General features: G+C 50.6%; 16 protein-coding genes. 6 read left to right on the top strand and 10 right to left on the bottom strand.

Annotated elements, in window-relative coordinates; all coding sequences use genetic code 11:
- The 3 genes from IE181_RS08635 to IE181_RS08625 form a co-directional block, all read right to left on the bottom strand.
- Positions 1 to 864, bottom strand: coding sequence for a tol-pal system YbgF family protein (locus IE181_RS08635; protein ID WP_191252016.1), 864 nt, complete (start codon positions 862 to 864; stop codon positions 1 to 3).
- 118 nt (positions 865 to 982) lie between these two features.
- A complete protein-coding gene (pal, locus tag IE181_RS08630) occupies positions 983 to 1537 on the bottom strand; it encodes a peptidoglycan-associated lipoprotein Pal (protein WP_229819277.1) in 555 nt (184 codons plus the stop codon).
- Between the two features lie 215 nt (positions 1538 to 1752).
- The gene (locus tag IE181_RS08625) at positions 1753 to 2382 is read right to left on the bottom strand and encodes a LysE family translocator (RefSeq protein WP_191252014.1); all 630 of its coding nucleotides are present in this window, start codon (positions 2380 to 2382) and stop codon (positions 1753 to 1755) included.
- 169 nt (positions 2383 to 2551) lie between these two features.
- Between IE181_RS08625 and ygfZ the strand changes: the two genes are divergently transcribed.
- Positions 2552 to 3337 (top strand): CAF17-like 4Fe-4S cluster assembly/insertion protein YgfZ, encoded by a 786-nt coding sequence (gene ygfZ / locus IE181_RS08620; RefSeq protein ID WP_191252012.1) that lies wholly within the window; start codon positions 2552 to 2554, stop codon positions 3335 to 3337.
- A 292-nt stretch (positions 3338 to 3629) separates the two neighbouring features.
- Here ygfZ and ppdK read toward each other — a convergent pair whose 3' ends face one another.
- The 7 genes from ppdK to IE181_RS08585 form a co-directional block, all read right to left on the bottom strand.
- Entirely contained in the window at positions 3630 to 6287 is a 2658-nt protein-coding gene (gene ppdK, locus IE181_RS08615; protein ID WP_191252010.1) for a pyruvate, phosphate dikinase, read from the bottom strand.
- Positions 6288 to 6402: 115 nt separating this feature from the next.
- On the bottom strand, positions 6403 to 8475 hold the full coding sequence (gene glyS / locus IE181_RS08610) for a glycine--tRNA ligase subunit beta (protein WP_191252008.1): 2073 nt from the start codon (positions 8473 to 8475) through the stop codon (positions 6403 to 6405).
- The gene (locus IE181_RS08605; protein ID WP_191252006.1) at positions 8475 to 9356 is read right to left on the bottom strand and encodes a glycine--tRNA ligase subunit alpha; all 882 of its coding nucleotides are present in this window, start codon (positions 9354 to 9356) and stop codon (positions 8475 to 8477) included. Before IE181_RS08605 ends, glyS begins: the two co-directional genes overlap by 1 nt.
- Positions 9357 to 9534: 178 nt before the next feature.
- Entirely contained in the window at positions 9535 to 10275 is a 741-nt protein-coding gene (gene map / locus IE181_RS08600; RefSeq protein WP_191252004.1) for a type I methionyl aminopeptidase, read from the bottom strand.
- Positions 10272 to 10571, bottom strand: a complete 300-nt coding sequence (locus tag IE181_RS08595; protein ID WP_191252001.1) for a chorismate mutase — start codon at positions 10569 to 10571, stop codon at positions 10272 to 10274. The genes map and IE181_RS08595 overlap by 4 nt, the downstream gene beginning before the upstream one ends.
- Before the next feature lie 100 nt (positions 10572 to 10671).
- Positions 10672 to 11553, bottom strand: a complete 882-nt coding sequence (locus IE181_RS08590) for a S49 family peptidase (RefSeq protein ID WP_191251999.1) — start codon at positions 11551 to 11553, stop codon at positions 10672 to 10674.
- 103 nt (positions 11554 to 11656) lie between these two features.
- Positions 11657 to 12439, bottom strand: a complete 783-nt coding sequence (locus IE181_RS08585; RefSeq protein ID WP_191251997.1) for a tRNA1(Val) (adenine(37)-N6)-methyltransferase — start codon at positions 12437 to 12439, stop codon at positions 11657 to 11659.
- Between the two features lie 171 nt (positions 12440 to 12610).
- Between IE181_RS08585 and IE181_RS08580 the strand changes: the two genes are divergently transcribed.
- From IE181_RS08580 to nadC, 5 genes are all read left to right on the top strand, one after another.
- Positions 12611 to 13627: a polyprenyl synthetase family protein gene (locus IE181_RS08580; protein ID WP_191251995.1), complete on the top strand. Its 1017-nt coding sequence runs from the start codon at positions 12611 to 12613 to the stop codon at positions 13625 to 13627.
- Between the two features lie 93 nt (positions 13628 to 13720).
- The gene (gene modA, locus IE181_RS08575; RefSeq protein ID WP_191251993.1) at positions 13721 to 14515 is read left to right on the top strand and encodes a molybdate ABC transporter substrate-binding protein; all 795 of its coding nucleotides are present in this window, start codon (positions 13721 to 13723) and stop codon (positions 14513 to 14515) included.
- Positions 14516 to 14947: 432 nt separating this feature from the next.
- Positions 14948 to 15856, top strand: a complete 909-nt coding sequence (locus IE181_RS08570; RefSeq protein WP_191251991.1) for an MBL fold metallo-hydrolase — start codon at positions 14948 to 14950, stop codon at positions 15854 to 15856.
- A 121-nt stretch (positions 15857 to 15977) separates the two neighbouring features.
- On the top strand, positions 15978 to 16958 hold the full coding sequence (gene nadA, locus IE181_RS08565; protein ID WP_373308373.1) for a quinolinate synthase NadA: 981 nt from the start codon (positions 15978 to 15980) through the stop codon (positions 16956 to 16958).
- Positions 16959 to 16961: 3 nt separating this feature from the next.
- Positions 16962 to 17804: a carboxylating nicotinate-nucleotide diphosphorylase gene (gene nadC, locus IE181_RS08560; protein ID WP_191251987.1), complete on the top strand. Its 843-nt coding sequence runs from the start codon at positions 16962 to 16964 to the stop codon at positions 17802 to 17804.
- The last annotated feature ends 227 nt before the right edge of the window (positions 17805 to 18031 follow it).

The raw sequence follows: 18031 nt of genomic DNA, 5'->3' as shown, positions 1-18031 counted from the left end.
TCAGGAACACCCTGCCTGTTTTTCAAGCCGTTTGGCACGATCCTTCAGCCTTGATGATTCTCCACTGCCAACCCGGCCAAATTCAGCCAAAGTATTGCAGGCCTCACTGGGTGCATCCATAGAAATTAAGACCTCCCCAAGGTCTACAAGCGCGGCTGGGCGTCGCTCATGGTCAGGAAAGTCTGTTACAAGCGAGAGAAATTCGTTCGCCGCCAGTCCAGGACGGCCTTGCAGCATATGAACACGGCCTAGCCAATAGCGTGCATTCCCGATCCGACTATCTCCTTTGTTCTTTTCAATAAACTGTTCAAATGCAATACGCGCATTATCCAGTTGCTCTTTGCGCACAAATGAAAATGCATAGGTATATTGCTCGTCAACGCTACCATTTGGCAGACTGACAACGGAAGCTGCTGGCGCTACCGGCTCTGCTGCCGGTTCTGCCAGGAATTCACCGCTAGCTGCTGGCGGCTCCGGGCTATAGGTTTGCGGTGTGGTTTGCGCTGTTCCCGCCGCACTGCCCCCTGCACGAAAGCTCATTTCCCGACGCAGCATATCAAGGGCATTTTGCTGCTCCCGCTGACGATACTGCAGTTCCTCGATCTGACCGGTCAAGGCGCGCAGCTGCGCTTCAAGGCTATCCACCTTAACTGACATCTGTGCAAGTACCCCGCGGTCTGCCGTAGTTGCCTGCTGCGGAACATTTTCTTCTGGCGGTAACTGCCCGCCCTGGAACACACGTCGCTGCACAGCACGCAGTTGTTTTTCAATTGCGATTATTTTGCGGTCCAACTCTTTGGCACTTTGTGCTGATGCAGGTATTGCCATTAGAAAAACAAGCAGGGAAACAAGATATATGCGCATGAAACTCACCGTATCTATTGAAAACAAGGGAAACTACCAAGCCATGATGGCAAAAACATGATGGCCCCGCCCAATCAAGTTGGACAGGGCCACCGAATTCCTTCAGGGTATGGCGCGATTAATTTACGCGCAAAACACCACGACGGTTACGTGCGTGCGTACTTTCGTCACCACCGCTGGCAACAGGACGCTCTTTACCGTAGCTGATTGTCTGAAGACGTGTGGAAGGCACACCAAGTGCAACCAGATAATTCTTCACAGCATTTGCACGACGATCACCCAGCGCAAGGTTATATTCACGCGTTCCGCGCTCATCACAGTGACCTTCGATTGTCAGGGACACGCGAGCATACCCATAGCCCTGTGACATCCACTTTGCAGCAGCCTCAAGAACAGCACGGCCATCATCGTTCAGTTCGCTGCTATCGTATGCAAAGAACACACGATCAGCACCCGCAGTCATATCCATGTAGTCATTCAGACCAGTCTGGTTTGGCAGACCGAATTCTTCTACCATCAATTCTTCAGCAGTTTTTGGCTGCTCAACAGGAGCCATCTGCTCCTCTTCCACTGTTGGCGCAGTTACTTCTGGCTCAGGTTCTTTGGAACAAGCTGCAGCAAGAAGAGCAGCAACAGTGACGAATGCGAATTTGGAGCCCATACGGTTGGACATATTGATACACCCTCCAACATATTTAAAAATTAAGGGTTTCCCCCGGGTTGATCTTATATAGCACCGCCCGATTTGTCCTTAAAATAACCGAAACTGTGCCGACTGTTCGCGCAAACTATATAGTCACATTTCCATATGTTCAAGCAGGGAAGACGACTAAATAGCTGCTTTTTCATCTTTTTTGGTATTTTCTTAACGCTTTTGGGATAGCCGGGTCAAAAAATTGCAGAAATCAATGCGATACAGGCGAATAGCGCGAAGACACTCGCAAAAACGTGATTTAGCTTTTCCAGCATACGGTCAGTGATTACATCTCTTAATTTAACGGCAATCCCTGCGAAGGTTGCCCACCACAATGCGCCCCCAATAAATATACCGACTGATAATAGCGCCCCGAACTGCCAAAGCGTGTTAAAGGCGCGGCCCATTTCTGTAACCCCTACCAGTGTGAACAACCCTGCAAACCCCAGAAATACACCAGGGTTGGACAGCGTCAGCATAGCAGCCGCCAGCATACTGCGTTTCACGCCCACTGAACCATTTGGGCGGGAAAGGTGCGGATGGCTGCGCCATACTTTGATGGCAAAGGTTGTCAGCAATATTGCTGCGAATATTTTTAAGTAGACCAAATAAGCTTCAATGGCGGAATGAACCGCCGCCAAACCATAGGCTGCAAGCGCCCCGTAAAAGGCATCCACGAACGCTGCGCCAAGCCCGATCAGAAATCCGTGAAACGCATTACCGTAAAGACTGCGCTGCAAACAGATAATATTAACCGGACCAAGGGGGGCAGAGACTATATAGCCAAAAAACACACCCCAAAAAAATACACTGGCTTCCTGCATCCACTTCCCCACTCGGCTTTCAGCCTACAAATAGTGCCCCTACCAAGGGGCATTCTGCCAATCATTGCAGCGGCTCTATATATTTGTAACATTTTTGATCTTTGACCATAACCATCAAATAATCATTTTGATCCTTGAATATCAGCCCGGAATAGATAAGTGATAAAGCATGAAAATATTACAGCTAGAAAACAGAGGCGTTTTTCGCCTGAGCGGCCCGGAAGCATTCTCCTTTCTTCAGGGGCTGGTGACCAATGACTTGAACCTGATCAAAGAAGGGCACGCCGTTTATGCCGCCCTTTTGACGCCGCAGGGAAAGTTCTTCTACGACATGATCATTTTCAAAGACGGCGATGATCTTTTGCTGGATGTCGAGGCTGACAGCAAACAGGACTTTTATCGCCGCTTGATGCTATATAAATTGCGGGCAGACCTGACAATTACAGACATCAGCGACACACACCATGTCTTTGCCGCGACAGAGCAACCTTCCAGCGGTATTTTCGCACCAGACCCGCGCCATAGCGACCTTGGTTATCGCGGCATCACAGATCACAGGCCTGAAGGAACAGCCTTGTCTTTACCTGACTATGAAAACCTCCGCCTTAGATGTGGCGTACCTGACGGTAGCCGCGACATGGAGCGGGAGAAATACTTCTGGCTGGAAACTGATGCTGAACGATTAAACGGAGTCAGCTTTACCAAGGGATGCTACATCGGTCAGGAATTAACAGCGCGGATGAAACATAGAACTAATCTGAAAAAACGACTGGTGCCCGTGTCTTCGACGGATGAAAGCCTGGAAACTGGCGCTGATATTCTGACGGAAAGCGGCAAAAAAGCAGGCACACTGCGTACTGTCAGCGGCACACATGCCCTTGCCTATTTGCGCCTGGAATATATTGGCGACAATCTGTCACTTGAAAATGGTACCGCAATTAGCATTATAGACTAATAGTCGCGCTGCAGCGCCAATTACACCGTGGAACAAAACGATGAAATCTAAAAAAGACCGCACCCTTGCCGCCATGAGCAAACATGACAAAGTTCGCTTTGCAATTGTTGCCATCGTCTTCCTTGTGATTTTTATGGCAGTTTTTGGCTAAGATCACTTTTACTCAATCAAATGCTAACCGCTGGTGCAGATAGTCGGGCAAAATTGTCGGCCGCAAGCACAGCAAAGTATCATGCAAAAAGGGCGCGCCTGATAAGGCACGCCCCTGATTACTGATGGATTTCTGCGCTGATTACCGCAATGCAGCCTGTGCAGCAGCCAACCGGGCAATTGGCACACGGAATGGCGAACAGGACACATAATCCAGCCCAACATCATGACAGAACATGACAGATGCCGGGTCACCCCCATGCTCACCACAAATGCCAAGCTTTAGATCAGGCTTGGTGGAACGGCCTCGCTCAGTTCCTATTTTAACCAGTTCGCCCACACCTTCCTGATCAATAGAGACAAAGGGGTCTTGGGCAAAAATATCCAGTTTCACATATTCATCCAGGAACCGTGCAGCATCATCCCGGCTGATACCAATCGCTGTTTGTGTCAGGTCATTCGTTCCAAACGAGAAGAAGTCAGCAGACTGAGCAATTTTCGCGGCCTGCAATGCAGCACGCGGCAATTCAATCATGGTACCAACCATATATTCAACTGTGTGGCTTTGCTCCGTGAACACTTTTGCAGCTTCTGCCTCTACCCTTTGGCGCAGCATGGACAGTTCTTTTTCTGTCGCAACAAGCGGGATCATAACCTCTGGCACCACTGTTTCACCGGATTCTTTTTCCACTGCAACCGCAGCTTCAAAGATTGCCCGTGCCTGCATTTCATAAATTTCAGGATAGGAAATCCCCAAACGACATCCCCGGTGACCAAGCATCGGGTTGAATTCATGTAGCTCATTTGCTTGACGTTTCAGTTTCTCAACACTGATCCCCAATGCACCTGCAACCTGCTCAAACTCATCGTCTTCACGCGGCAGGAATTCATGTAGTGGTGGGTCAAGGAGGCGAATTGTAACCGGCAAACCGCGCATAATCTTGAAGATTTCAGTAAAGTCTGCGCGCTGCATCGGCAACAGCTTCGCCAGTGCCTCGCGGCGCCCTGCTTCTGTTTCAGACAGGATCATCTGACGAACAGCTACAATACGCTCGCCTTCAAAGAACATATGCTCGGTCCGGCACAGACCAATACCTTCGGCACCGAACTCCCGTGCGGTGGTTGTGTCGGCAGGCGTGTCCGCGTTTGTGCGTACCTTCAGTGTCCGGTAGGTGTCTGCCCACTCCATCAGTGTCGCAAAATCACCGGCCAGCTCTGGCTGCAGCGTTTTAACTTCACCAATCATGACTTCGCCCGACGCTCCATCAATAGTGATCAGGTCACCCTTCTTAATCTCACGCCCCATGCAGTGCATGATTTCGGCCTTGGCATCAATACGAATGGCACCAGCGCCTGATACACAGGGACGGCCCATACCACGGGCCACCACGGCTGCGTGACTAGTCATGCCGCCGCGCGCTGTCAGAATACCTTTCGCGGCATGCATACCGTGAATATCCTCTGGGCTGGTCTCGGTGCGGCACAGGATCACATCCTTGCCAGCCTTCGCCCACTCTTCTGCCTCATCAGCGGTAAACACAGCCGCACCGTGCGCAGCACCTGGGCTGGCAGGCAAGCCGCGCGTCAACACATCACGCGGGGCATCAGGGTCCAGAGTCGGATGCAGAAGCTGGTCAAGCGCCCCTGGCTCAACCCGCATGACAGCAGTTTTTTCGTCGATAAGGCCATCGGCTGCCAGTTCAACAGCAATTTTCAAGGCAGCTTTGGCAGTCCGCTTTCCACTACGGGTTTGCAGCATCCATAATTTACCGCGCTGAACAGTAAATTCGATATCCTGCATGTCTTTATAGTGCTTCTCCAGCTTCTCAAAAACGGACGCAAGCTGACCAAATACCTCTGGCATGCTTTCTTCCATGCTAAGGTCTTTGGCACCTGCCTTTTCACGAGCCGCTTTGGTCAAGTTCTGTGGTGTCCGGATACCAGCAACCACATCTTCACCCTGTGCATTAATCAGATATTCGCCATAATATTCATTCTCGCCGGTAGACGGATCACGGGTAAAGGCAACGCCTGTTGCCGACGTCTCCCCCATATTACCAAACACCATAGCCTGCACATTAACGGCTGTGCCCCATTCTTCGGGGATATTATTCAATTTACGGTACACCTTGGCACGTTCAATCCGCCAACTACCAAATACGGCACCTATAGCACCCCACAGCTGATCATGGACATCCTGTGGGAACGGTTCCCCCAAGGTTTCTTGTGTTTTCTTCTTGAAAGCAGCAACCAGGACTTTCCAGTCATCGGCAGTCAGGTCGGTATCCAGATCGACACCTTTTTCGTCCTTGTGCAGATCAATCAATTCTTCAAAGTGGTAATGGTCCACCCCCAGAACAACATCCGAATACATCTGAATGAAACGGCGGTAACTGTCCCACGCAAAACGCTCATTCTCGCTGTTTTTAGCAAGCCCTTCGACAGTTTGGTCATTCAAACCGAGGTTAAGAACCGTGTCCATCATGCCCGGCATGGATACCCGTGCACCTGAACGAACAGAAACCAGAAGCGGATTTTCCGGATCACCAAACGTGGCGCCGACACTCGTCTCAATCGCCTTGATCGCCTCTGCAACCTGATCCTTCAGCTCGGACGGATACTGTCGCTCATTATCATAATAATAGGTACAGACTTCGGTGGAAATGGTCAGGCCCGGTGGCACCGGCAGGCCAAGCGATGCCATTTCTGCAAGGTTCGCCCCCTTGCCGCCCAGAAGATTTTTCATATCTGCACGGCCTTCCGCCGCGCCGTCACCAAAACTGTAAACCCATTTGGTCATTATACTTAGTCCTGTTGCACTGCGGTTGTCCCAAACGCAGTTGGTCTAAACGGTGGGTGACCCTTATGTCTGGTATCTGGTGTTCACCCGTTTTTTGAGCTTATGCCCACAATAGTCAGCCTTCAATCTGACCAAAGTCAGCGACTGTATTCACAGCCGCACGAATTTTTGCAAGTAGCGCCAGTCGATTTGCCCGTAGCACCGCATCGTCCGCATTCACTGTTACCTTGTCGAAAAAGGCATCAATCGGAGCGCGTAGCGTTGACAAGGCCGTCATTGATGCCTCGAAATTCTCCTGCTCAAGCGCAACAAGTGCATCCGTCTCTGCGGCACCCAGCGCTTCGAACAGTGTAATTTCTTCTTCCTGAGACAGCAGAGCAGCGGAAACGTCCGCACCGTATTCAGTGCCGTCTTTCTTTTCTTCAATTTTCAGAATATTCGCCGCCCGTTTATAGCCAGCCAGCAGGTTCACACCGTCGTCGGTTCCAAGGAAAGAACCAAGTGCGTCAACCCGGCCCAGAATACGCACCAGATCATCATCGCCTTTTGCAAACACGGCATCAATCAAATCATGACGTACGCCCAGATCACGTTGCTGCACTTTCAGGCGGTCACCAAAGAATGCCAGCAGCCCGAAATCCTGACTGGTATCTTTCATGGCAACTGATTGTGCCGCAAAGGATGCAATACCCGCATTTACAGCATCCTGCAAAGATAGCCGGATGCCATTTTCCGTGATCAAACGAATAACAGCAAGGGCAGCGCGGCGCAGAGCATAAGGGTCTTTCGATCCAGTTGGTTTTTGATCAATACCGAAAAAGCCAACAAGCGTATCAAGCTTTTCAGCCAGCGCGACCGCCACGGATACAGGGGCTGTTGGGCATGTGTCTGACGGACCAGCCGGGGCATAATGATCACGAATTGCATCAGCAACGGCGTCCGTTTCGCCCTGCGCTTTTGCGTAGTAACGTCCCATCACACCCTGTACTTCCGGGAATTCATAGACCATCTGAGATACCAGATCAGCTTTCGCAAGCTCGGCCGCACGCTCTGCCTCAGTCGCATCACAGCCAGGAATAAAATCGGCCAGCTTGCGCGCCAATGATTTCATCCGCGCAACACGGTCAGATACTTTTCCAAGCTCAATGTGGAAAACAATATCGTCAAGCGCGGCAAGATTATCATCCAGCCGTCCTTTCAAATCCTGATCCCAGAAAAACTTCGCATCTGCCAGACGTGCAGACAGTACCCGTTCGTTCCCGTCACGAACCATAGCGCCACCGTCAACTGTTTCTGTATTGGCAACAGTTATGAAATACGGCGCGAGATCACCGGTTTCGGGGTTACGTGTCACAAAGTATTTCTGATCTTTCTTCATAGTCAGGATCAGAACTTCTTCCGGTACAGCCATAAATGCAGGATCAAACGACCCCATCAGCGGTACTGGCCATTCAACAAGGCCAGCTACTTCCCGAAGCAACCCCTTGTCTTCAACCCACTCAAGCCCCTTCTCCGAGGTCAGGGAACTGATGCCCGCCGCAATCGCGTCTGCACGCTTATCGGCATTTACAATGACTTTATGGTCCAGCAGCTTTTGCTCGTAGTCTGCAAAGTCTGTCACCTCAAACCATTCAGGCGCCATAAAGCGGTGACCGAATGTTTTATTATTGGCTGTGAAGCCGTCAACGGTCAGATCAACTGCGGCACCATCCAGAATGCACAAAATATTCCGCAGAGGGCGCACCCATTTCAGGCTGCTACTGCCCCAGCGCTGGGACTTTGGCCACGGAAAGTTCCTAATGGTTGCTTCCAGCACTTCTGCGACCACATCGCCCGTTGGTCGGCCGGGCTTTTCTATCTTCGCAAAAAAGAAAGTTCCCTTTTTCTCTTCGCGTTCTTCCAGTTGGTCACGGGTAACACCTGCACCGCGCATAAAGCCTTCCAGTGCTTTTTCCGGTGCATCGGTGCGTGGTCCGCGACGTTCTTCTGATATATCAGGGGTCTTGTCTGGCAAGCCGTTCACACACAAAGTTAACCGGCGCGGTGTTACAAAGGCAGGTGCCTCATCAAACGTTAAGCCAGCCTCTTTCAAACCATCGGTTACCAATTTCGAGAGATCACGGGCAGCCTGTGTTTGCATACGGGCCGGGATTTCCTCAGAAAACAGTTCAATCAGAAGATCAGCCATTATTCTTCTCCACCGATTTTCTTGAGATATGTTTCACAGCACCCTTTGGCCAAATCCCGAACACGCCCAATATAGGCCTGTCGTTCCGTAACCGAAATAACACCGCGAGCATCCAATAGATTAAATGTATGGCTTGCGCGGATACACTGCTCATACGCAGGCAGCGGCAATTCAGCGGCTAAAAGCTTGGCGCATTCTTCCTGCGCTTCCTTAAAGTCACGAAACAGCTTTTCCGTATTTGCATGTTCAAAATTGTAGGCAGACTGCTGGCGCTCGTTCTCCAGATATACGTCCCCGTACGATGCACCGGCCCCGTTAAAGTCCAGGTCATAGACATTATCAACACCCTGTACGAACATGGCCAGACGCTCCAAGCCGTAGGTTAGTTCCCCGGACACGGGCTTGCATTCAATGCCGCCTACCTGTTGGAAATAGGTATATTGGCTGACTTCCATGCCGTCACACCATACTTCCCAGCCAAGCCCCCATGCACCAAGGGTTGGGCTTTCCCAGTCGTCTTCTACAAAACGAAAATCATGGAGATTTTTATCAAGGCCAATTGCTTCAAGACTACCCAGATATAGTTCCTGCATATTCTCAGGACTTGGCTTCAAAATCACCTGAAACTGGTAATAGTGCTGCAACCGCATGGGGTTTTCACCGTACCGGCCATCCGTCGGGCGTCGGCAGGGCTGCACGTATGCTGCATTCCAGCTATCCGGCCCCAGCGCCCGCAGAGTTGTCGCAGGATGAAAAGTCCCCGCGCCCATTTCCATGTCATATGGCTGAAGAATTACACAGCCCTGATCTGCCCAGTAATCTTGCAGTGTCAGGATGATATTCTGGAACGGCATACCTTTAGTGGCAGAAACTGAAGCCATAAAATAATCTTCTCTGTCTAGACCGGGACGAATCCCCAATAAATTTATTGCGCTGCAACGTAACTGTCACACACGACTTGGTCAAGAACCAGTATGGCAGAAGCAGCACTTAAATTACCCTGAAACGATTATTGATACAGCCATCAGATAAAAAGGGCACAATCCGTGCCCTCCTCGATCAAGCTGTCAGGACGATTGGCGCCCCTTTGGTAACGATGAATGTATGCTCGAACTGTGCCCCGAAACCGCCTTTATCAAGCCTGAGCGTCCAGCCGTCTTCATCTTCGACATAGCCTTTACTTTTAGTAGCCAAAAACGGTTCAATTGTAAGGACCTGCCCTTCATGCAATTTTTCGCGGTCACTAGGATAGTAGGTGTTCGGTACCGTCGGCTCCTCGTGTATCCATTTACCAACGCCGTGACCATTCAATCCTTCGATAACAAGAAAACCATGCTTCTTCGCTTCTTTTTCCACAGCCTTTGCAATTGCATTCAAAGGCTGGCCTGCCCGTGCAGCGAACATTGCCTTACGCTGGGCATCTTTTGTTGCCTTCAATAACTTCTGCAACAAAGGATCTACTTCACCAACTGCAAAGCTGGCACCGTTATCGCCAAAATATCCATCTTTTTCTGCGCTGACGTCGATGTTAACCAGCTGGCCTTCGCGCAGCGGCTCATCAGACGGAATTCCGTGCGCAATCGCATCGCCAACAGAAATGCAGGTATATCCCGGGAAATCATACGCAAGACCAGGCGCAGACCGGGCACCCTTTTCCGTAAGCATTTTCCCAGCCAACTCATCCAGTTCCCGCGGGGTAACGCCAGGCGCGACCTTGTCGCCCATTGCCCGCAAAACATCACGGCAGATTATGCAAATCTCGCGCAGGCCATCCAGTGCTTCGGCACCATCAATTGTCATGCTTCACCTGCATCTCTGATCTGCTCATGGTGGCGGATCACTTCATCAATGATAAACTGAAGAAACTTCTCACTGAACTCGGGGTCAAGGTTTGCGCTCTGTGCCAGTTCCCGCAACCGCTTGATCTGTTCCTGCTCCCGATTGGGGTCAGCTGGCGGCAGATTATGCTCTTTCTTATAAAAGCCTACTTTTTGCGTAATTTTAAAACGCTCTGCCAACATAAAAACCAGAGACGCATCAATATTATCAATACTTTCTCGGTATTCGATCAGCTTTTTGCGGTGTTCTTCATTCATGTCACTATCCTGTTCTCACAGGTTTCCTATAGCGCAGGGGTAACGGTAAAACAACACCGCTTCTTCGGCCAGGGCCACCCCAATTAGTCAGAACTAAATTCTAGAGGCCAAATCTGTTCCAGATAAAGCGTTCTTCAACTGCGGAGAGCAATTCCTTACCCAGTCCGTCGATTGGACTTGCTGTTGACGTAAGTGACTGCGTCTTCGACAAGCCAAGTAATCCGGATAGACGCGACTTTTTCTCGCCAACGACTTTCAGCTTAACTTTCTTGCCAAACCGTTCCTGCATTTTAGAACGAATATCGCCAATACCGTCCGTTAGCCCCAGCTTGTGTGCTTCTACACCAGAGAATACATCACCAGAGAATATCTTGCCGCGCAGACCCTTCAGTCGTTTGCCGCGCCGGTCCCTGACCATGCCTTTGAAATATTCATGGATTTCACCATGAAGGGACTTAAGGCGTTCAACATCTTCCTCGTTTTCTTCCTTGAAGGGGTCCAGCATCGCCTTCTTGTCGCCAGCTGAATAAACCCGGCGCTCAACACCTATTTTCTCAATCGCATCCTTAAAGCCAAAACCAGCCGATATCACACCAATACTGCCGATTATCGAAGCTTCATGGGCGAATATCTCGTCCCCCGCCAACGCCAGCATATATCCACCCGACGCCGCAACATCTTCTGCAAAGGCAACAACAGGCACGTCCTTTTCTGCTGCCAGCGCCCGTATCCGGCTGGTAATCATTGCGCTTTGAACAGGCGACCCACCAGGGGAGTTAATCAGGAGCGCCACCGCTGATAGTCCTTTGGTTTCAAAGGCCTCATCAAGCGTCGGTGCAAGGTCTGCCATATTCAGCCCTTTTTGAAACCGGCCGCCAGAGGCAATCACACCGTACAGACGAATAACCGCTACGACTGGCTTGGGCTTTCCAAACAAGGCGGTACGCGCTGAAGATAAGAACTTTGAAACTGGGTTTGCCATAATTTTTTCCGTTACTGTGGGCTGGTATTACCGTGGTGGCCACGGCTAATGGTTACTGCATATAAATAAAGGGACGTCTTTTAGAATTACAAGTCTTCCCCCATCAAAGCTGCAAGCTTTTTCCTTTACGCAGAATTGCCTCTGCTTCTTCGGTATAGCGGTCCTGCTCGCCGTGCAAAGCCAATCCCGGTAACAGTTTTGATGCGCCGTGAATGCCCTTGCGTCCCTGAATGATGACACGCTTGGCAGGCGAACCCAACCGGGGCCATAAAGGCATAATTTTTAATTCCCCAACCCGGCGGTACAAATGTGCAATCACCTCATCCATTCTGTCCGCGCGGTAAATAATCGTAACCGTTCCGCGGTTTTTCACCTGATATATGCAAAACTTAATCCAATCCTTCAGATTGGCCGTCGAATCCATATGCGCCAGTCCCTTGGTCTCTGCTGGGGGGCGGATCGCTTTTCCAGCTGCCAGATACGGGGGGTTGATCATTACATGGTCATACGTCGCCTCAGGGCATGACAAATCCTTGATCGAGCCGTGCTCAACCGTCACTTGCTCAGACAGATTATTTTCCAGAATATTTTGCCGGGCATACGCCAGCATATGATCCTGCATATCAATGCCGTACACCTTTACGCCGGGCAAACGGTGCGCCAAACATAGTGCTGCCCCACCAGAACCAACACCGCCTTCCAGAACAGTTTCACCGGGTTTTGCCTGTACGGACGCCGCAAGCAGAACTGTATCCATGGAAATGCGGTAGCCATCCCGTGGCTGCCGTAGCCTTAAGGCACCACCAAGAAAGTCATCAATTGTAAAGGGTTCGACTTCTCCTGCCGCCGCAGTCGGAAGCTGATCACTTTTAATTTGGTTATCCACAGGCTGCTCCCGTACCGCCAATAGCTGCTGCAACTTAAGGATATACTGGGAAGCTGGATAAAGATCAATAAATAGCGAGGGCGCACGTCAATCCTTGAAATGCCGTTAATCTGCCTCTATGGTCGCGAAAATTTGTCCCGGCTGACCCCGGCATCAGATCAGAGGTACCCTATGTCAGAAAATGTTGTTCCTATCACAGGCAAACAAACTGCGTCCGTTATTGACGAATTGCAGGCTTTGGTCGCGGAAGATATGAAGCATGTCAATGCTACCATTCTTGAACGTATGCAAAGCCATGTTGCCTTGATCCCGCAACTTGCAGGCCATCTGATCGCCTCTGGCGGCAAGCGTTTACGGCCCATGCTTACACTCGCAAGTGCCCGTCTGATTGGCTATGAAGGATCACGTCAAAACAAACTGGCTGCCTGTGTGGAATTTATCCATACAGCAACACTGTTACATGACGATGTTGTTGATGAAAGCAAGATGCGCCGCGGCCAGGAAACAGCCAATGAAATCTGGGGCAATCAGGCAAGTGTTCTGGTCGGCGACTTTCTCTTCAGCCGCTCTTTCGAGCTGATGGTCGAAGATGGCTCTCTGAAAGTACTGAAAATTCTGTCCGCTGCCTCCAGCATTATTGCCGAAGGCGAAGTCCTGCAATTATCTGTAGCTGGCGACGTATCCACCAGCGAAGAAACCTACCTGAAGGTGATCGAATCCAAGACGGCGGCCTTGTTCGCTGCCGCGTGTGAGATCGCCGGTGTAGTTGCCGAGCAGGGAGAAGATGTTGAAGCTGCGCTGCGCGATTATGGTCGCTATCTGGGCATTGCATTTCAACTCGCTGACGATGCGCTTGATTATTCTGCAAAGCAGGCAACGCTTGGCAAAAAAATCGGTGATGATTTCCGTGAAGGCAAATTAACATTGCCCGTTATGCTGGCCTTTCGCCGGGGTGATGATACAGAAAAAGCTTTCTGGCGCCGGACTATGGAAGATCACGACCAGACAGAAGAAGACCTGACACAGGCACTGGCATATCTGACAAAACATGACACATTGGCTGATACGCTGAACCGGGCACGGCACTATGGCTCAATGGCCAAGGATGCACTAGCGATCTTCCCTGACAGCAAAGCCAAAACAATCATGTGCGGAATTGTGGATTTTTGCATCGACCGCGCATACTAGCGCAGCTTCCTGAAGTCTTTATTGCCACAAGGAAAACATAATCCAGACCTAAGGGAAAGTATCGCCTCGGTTACAGATCACCAGCAAGGGAACATGATGCGTATCATAGTGCAGATAGTCTCAGCATTAATTCTGTGCATGCTTTCGCTGACGGCTCCTGTATTGGCCGAGGATGAAGACCTTGCCCCTCGGGACCAATTGTCGATTTTTGCCGCAGCCAGTCTGGCCGACGTTTTACCAGACTTGATACACGCGTGGGATAGCTCCCATAAGCAAGATGCATCCCCTAAAATGATTTTCGGCCCCAGCGCAACTCTGGCTCGCCAGATCACTCTGGGCGCACCTGCTGATATTTTTCTTTCCGCAAATCCGCACTGGTCATCAGAAATTGCCAAGTCCCTTAAGACCACACAGGCCCCAGTAATGATCGCAGGCAATAGCCTTGTGCTTGTTGGCAATAAATCCATATATACAACCGCAACTGGCTCAGCCGACCTTGAAACGCTGATCGGTACTATTGCCAACGCACCCCGTCTTGCCATTGCAAACCCTGCGACGGCGCCCGCAGGTGAGTATGCACATAAGTTCCTGCATCGCACCGGACAGTGGGACGCCCTGCAAGGCAAATTGGCCCTGGGGAATAGTGTCCGACAAGCATTACTATATGCCGAACGCAGTAATATGCTGGCGATTGTGTACGCAACCGACGCGGTTGCAAGCAATCACGTTCATATCCTTGGCAATATCCCGAAAGATATGTCAGGGGTTATTACCTATAGCGCGACCAACGTTACCAACAGAATGAGCGGGCAGGATTTTATCGCCTTTCTGAAGAGTAGTGCTGCAGGTAAAATATGGGCTTCACACGGCTTTACTCTCCCGGAATAACCCTGTCCCAAATTGAAGCTGCCCCAAATTGGGACAATGGAGCTGTCTTATAATGACACATTTTTCAAAATAAAATGAAAGGGTGGAATGCACGCTCTGCGTATCATCAGAAAATCAGCCAGTTTTGCTTTCGTTCGGCTACCGGTTTTTCTGGCATATTGATTGCTACTTAAGGGGCAAGCTAGTTTATCAGGAGCCCCTGACCAGCTACCAACTTATCGGGTAGCTCCTGCTGAACAAGGCCTGCTGCGTGTGTATTGTTGCAGCAATAAGTTTTGTTTCGAGTACTGGCTGCATCCATTTTATGTTCTGAGTATCGGATGCGGCCAGATTCTCCCCACGATTAATCCACTCCCCACTTCCATTTTTCCTGAACTAAGCTATGACTTGTGGCTTGATTAGTTGTTGTCTTTACTTGATCGGGAAATTGATATGGCACTTGAATTCGTTCAGGATCTGGAACCTGTTTACGCTGAACCCGTCGCGCTTAGCCCGCTGATTGCGCGTGTTCTATGTGAAAACCCCGGCCCCTATACCTACACGGGCACAGGTACCTATATTGTTGGCCGCGATGAAGTCGCCGTTATTGATGCGGGCCCCCTCGATACCAAACATGGGGAAGCACTTTTGAAAGCCATCGGCGACCGCACAGTCACACATATCCTTGTCACCCATACCCATATTGATCATTCTCCCCTGTCCAAATGGCTGTCAGAAAAAACAGGGGCCCCCACTTACGGATTTGGCATTCATGCCGAAGGACGCAAAGGGGGCTTGGCGGGAGAGAAGGTTGAGGCAGGCGCCGACACGGAATTCACCCCCGATCATATCCTAAAAGACGGTGACAGCGTTCAGGGGACCGGCTGGACGCTTAAAGCAATCCACACACCGGGGCACACATCCAATCATCTTTGCTTTCATTTGGTAGAAGAAAATACTGTTTTCACAGGCGATCATATTATGGGATGGGCCACAACCGTGATTAGCCCACCAGACGGTGATATGCGCGATTATCTGAGAAGTGTTGAAAAACTAATTTCTATTGAAGCTGACAAACTGTTGCCCACACATGGGCCGGCTATTCATAAAGTTAAACCCTATTTGCGCGGCACCATCATCCACCGGCGCATGCGGGAAGGGCAGATTTTAGGCCTGCTTGAGGATGGTCCGATGACCATTCAGGATATGGTTGACCGCATGTATAAAGATGTTGACCCACGCCTGCACGGGGCGGCTGCGCGCTCTGTTCTTGGGCATATAATTGCCCTGAAGGATGAAGAAAGACTATCCTCGGATGGCCCAGTTTCTCTTGACGCAACATATTATCTAACCCGGACATAACGATAAGTTTATTGCCATGTCCTGGCTGGCTCGCTATGAAAGGCGCGAGCAAACGCGCATTTGCAGATATGTCTGACTATATAATGTGCATAATGCTGGCGTATGGAGACACGATATGAATATGCAGTCCACACCTTCTGTTGACCCGACACTTGATATTGTTGCAGAAATCAAGCGTCTGAAAAAAGAAAAGAATGCAGTTATTCTGGCCCATTATTATCAGGATGGCGAAATTCAGGATATAGCAGACTTTGTCGGCGACAGTCTTGACCTGTCTCGCAAGGCAGCTGCAACCGATGCTGATGTGATCGTTTTCTGTGGTGTGCGTTTCATGGCTGAGGTTGCTAAAATTCTTAGCCCTGGCAAAACCGTTGTCCTCCCTGATCTGGCAGCCGGCTGTAGCCTTGAAGACAGTTGCCCGCCTGATGAATTTGAAAAATTCACCAAAGCCCATCCCGACCATATGGTCCTGAGCTACATCAACTGTTCCGCCAAGGTAAAAGCGCTAAGCGACATTATTGTCACCAGCTCCAACGCTGAGCATATCCTCAATTCCCTGCCGGAAGATCAGAAAATTATTTTTGCCCCTGACAGACATCTTGGCGGTTTTCTGTCACGCAAGCTTGGCCGCGACATGCTGTTGTGGCCCGGCACCTGTATTGTTCACGAGCAATTCAGCGAAAAAGAACTGATCAAGTTAAAGGCAAAGCATCCGGATGCGCCTGTGCTCGCACACCCTGAATGCCCGAACCAGATTGTGCAGCATGCAGACCATGTGGGGTCTACCAGCTCTATTCTGAAGCGTGCGCTTGAAGACCCGGCAGAAACGATGATCATCGCAACGGAACCCGGCATTATCCACCAGATGGAAAAAGCAGCACCGCATAAAACATTCATTGGCGCACCTGGGGCGGACGGCAATTGCAGCTGCAACACTTGCCCCTTCATGGCCCTGAATACCATGGAAAAGCTATACACCTGTTTACGGGATCTGGGGCCGGAAATTAATCTGGACGAAGGAACCCGCGTGCAGGCAGAAATTCCTCTTCGTAAGATGCTGGATTTAAGTCCTGCGCAGGCACCTGCAAAAGATCTGGCCTGATCCATGACGCACTGCCCCCTTAGCGCGGCGGAAATCGACGCCTTTATCGACATTGCCTTTGCCGAGGATATTGGCACAGGCGACATAACCGCTGAAACTGTCATTCCGGCGGACGCAACCCTGTCTGCCGACATCAACGCCAGACAGGATATGGTCGTTGCCGGGCTGTTTCTGATGGAGCCAATCTTCAAGCGCCTTGACGCTGCTTGCCGTATTACCCTTGATATCAAGGACGGAGACTATGTGCAGGCAGGTACCCGCCTGGCCATTATAACCGGCCCTGCACGGGCGCTCCTGTCAGCAGAACGCACTGCCCTGAATATCCTGCAGCACCTAAGCGGGATAGCGACAATGACGAAAACTTATGTCGATAAAATTGAAGGCACCAAAGCCAAACTTCTAGACACCCGAAAAACCACTCCTGGCCTGCGTAAGCTTGAAAAATACGCAGTGGCCATGGGGGGCGGCACCAATCACCGCATGGGACTGTATGATGCCGTTATGATCAAGGATAATCATATCGCAGTTGCAGGATCGGTTGCCAAGGCCGTAGCAGGCTCAAAAGCAGCAGGTCGCACAGACATTCAAGTTGAATGCGACACATTGGATCAAGTGCAGGAAGCTGTGGATGCCGGCGCCAATAGTCTTCTTCTTGATAATATGCCGCCCGCAACGCTGATAGAGGCACTGCGAATCGTGCAGAATCGTCTGCCTTGCGAAGCGTCAGGCGGTGTTACCCTTGAAACAATTCGCGCGATTGCTGAAACCGGCGTCGACTATATTTCTGTTGGCCGATTGACCCAGAGTGCACCTGCCGTCGACATTGGTTTGGACTTTCACACCTAGAGTCCAAAAAACAGACTATAGGTATTCCCTGTAGTCTCGACCCTGAAGACTAACCAGTCACATCAAATCGGCCTGTCCCCATAGTTCGTCTATACCCCCCATCTGGCATCCTGAATTTTCAAAAAACGTGTCTTTCAGGCTGCAAAAACTTGCGCCAGATCACACCACTATCGCGCTGGATTTTCACAGAATCGATTCGTATATAATCGCCGTGTCTTATGGGGGAC

This window comes from Kordiimonas sediminis, assembly GCF_014656395.1.
GTDB classification, from domain to species: Bacteria; Pseudomonadota; Alphaproteobacteria; order Sphingomonadales; family Kordiimonadaceae; genus Kordiimonas_A; species Kordiimonas_A sediminis.
This window is presented reverse-complemented; position numbering and strand designations above follow the sequence as displayed.

What these genes read in the sequence shown, in the direction of transcription:
- IE181_RS08635 (WP_191252016.1), bottom strand. Translation starts at nt 864, where the DNA reads ATGCGCATATATCTTGTTTCCCTGCTTGTTTTTCTAATGGCAATACCT.
- pal (WP_229819277.1), bottom strand. Translation starts at nt 1,537, where the DNA reads ATGTCCAACCGTATGGGCTCCAAATTCGCATTCGTCACTGTTGCTGCT.
- IE181_RS08625 (WP_191252014.1), bottom strand. Translation starts at nt 2,382, where the DNA reads ATGCAGGAAGCCAGTGTATTTTTTTGGGGTGTGTTTTTTGGCTATATA.
- ygfZ (WP_191252012.1), top strand. Translation starts at nt 2,552, where the DNA reads ATGAAAATATTACAGCTAGAAAACAGAGGCGTTTTTCGCCTGAGCGGC.
- ppdK (WP_191252010.1), bottom strand. Translation starts at nt 6,287, where the DNA reads ATGACCAAATGGGTTTACAGTTTTGGTGACGGCGCGGCGGAAGGCCGT.
- glyS (WP_191252008.1), bottom strand. Translation starts at nt 8,475, where the DNA reads ATGGCTGATCTTCTGATTGAACTGTTTTCTGAGGAAATCCCGGCCCGT.
- IE181_RS08605 (WP_191252006.1), bottom strand. Translation starts at nt 9,356, where the DNA reads ATGGCTTCAGTTTCTGCCACTAAAGGTATGCCGTTCCAGAATATCATC.
- map (WP_191252004.1), bottom strand. Translation starts at nt 10,275, where the DNA reads ATGACAATTGATGGTGCCGAAGCACTGGATGGCCTGCGCGAGATTTGC.
- IE181_RS08595 (WP_191252001.1), bottom strand. Translation starts at nt 10,571, where the DNA reads ATGAATGAAGAACACCGCAAAAAGCTGATCGAATACCGAGAAAGTATT.
- IE181_RS08590 (WP_191251999.1), bottom strand. Translation starts at nt 11,553, where the DNA reads ATGGCAAACCCAGTTTCAAAGTTCTTATCTTCAGCGCGTACCGCCTTG.
- IE181_RS08580 (WP_191251995.1), top strand. Translation starts at nt 12,611, where the DNA reads ATGTCAGAAAATGTTGTTCCTATCACAGGCAAACAAACTGCGTCCGTT.
- modA (WP_191251993.1), top strand. Translation starts at nt 13,721, where the DNA reads ATGATGCGTATCATAGTGCAGATAGTCTCAGCATTAATTCTGTGCATG.
- IE181_RS08570 (WP_191251991.1), top strand. Translation starts at nt 14,948, where the DNA reads ATGGCACTTGAATTCGTTCAGGATCTGGAACCTGTTTACGCTGAACCC.
- nadA (WP_373308373.1), top strand. Translation starts at nt 15,978, where the DNA reads ATGCAGTCCACACCTTCTGTTGACCCGACACTTGATATTGTTGCAGAA.
- nadC (WP_191251987.1), top strand. Translation starts at nt 16,962, where the DNA reads ATGACGCACTGCCCCCTTAGCGCGGCGGAAATCGACGCCTTTATCGAC.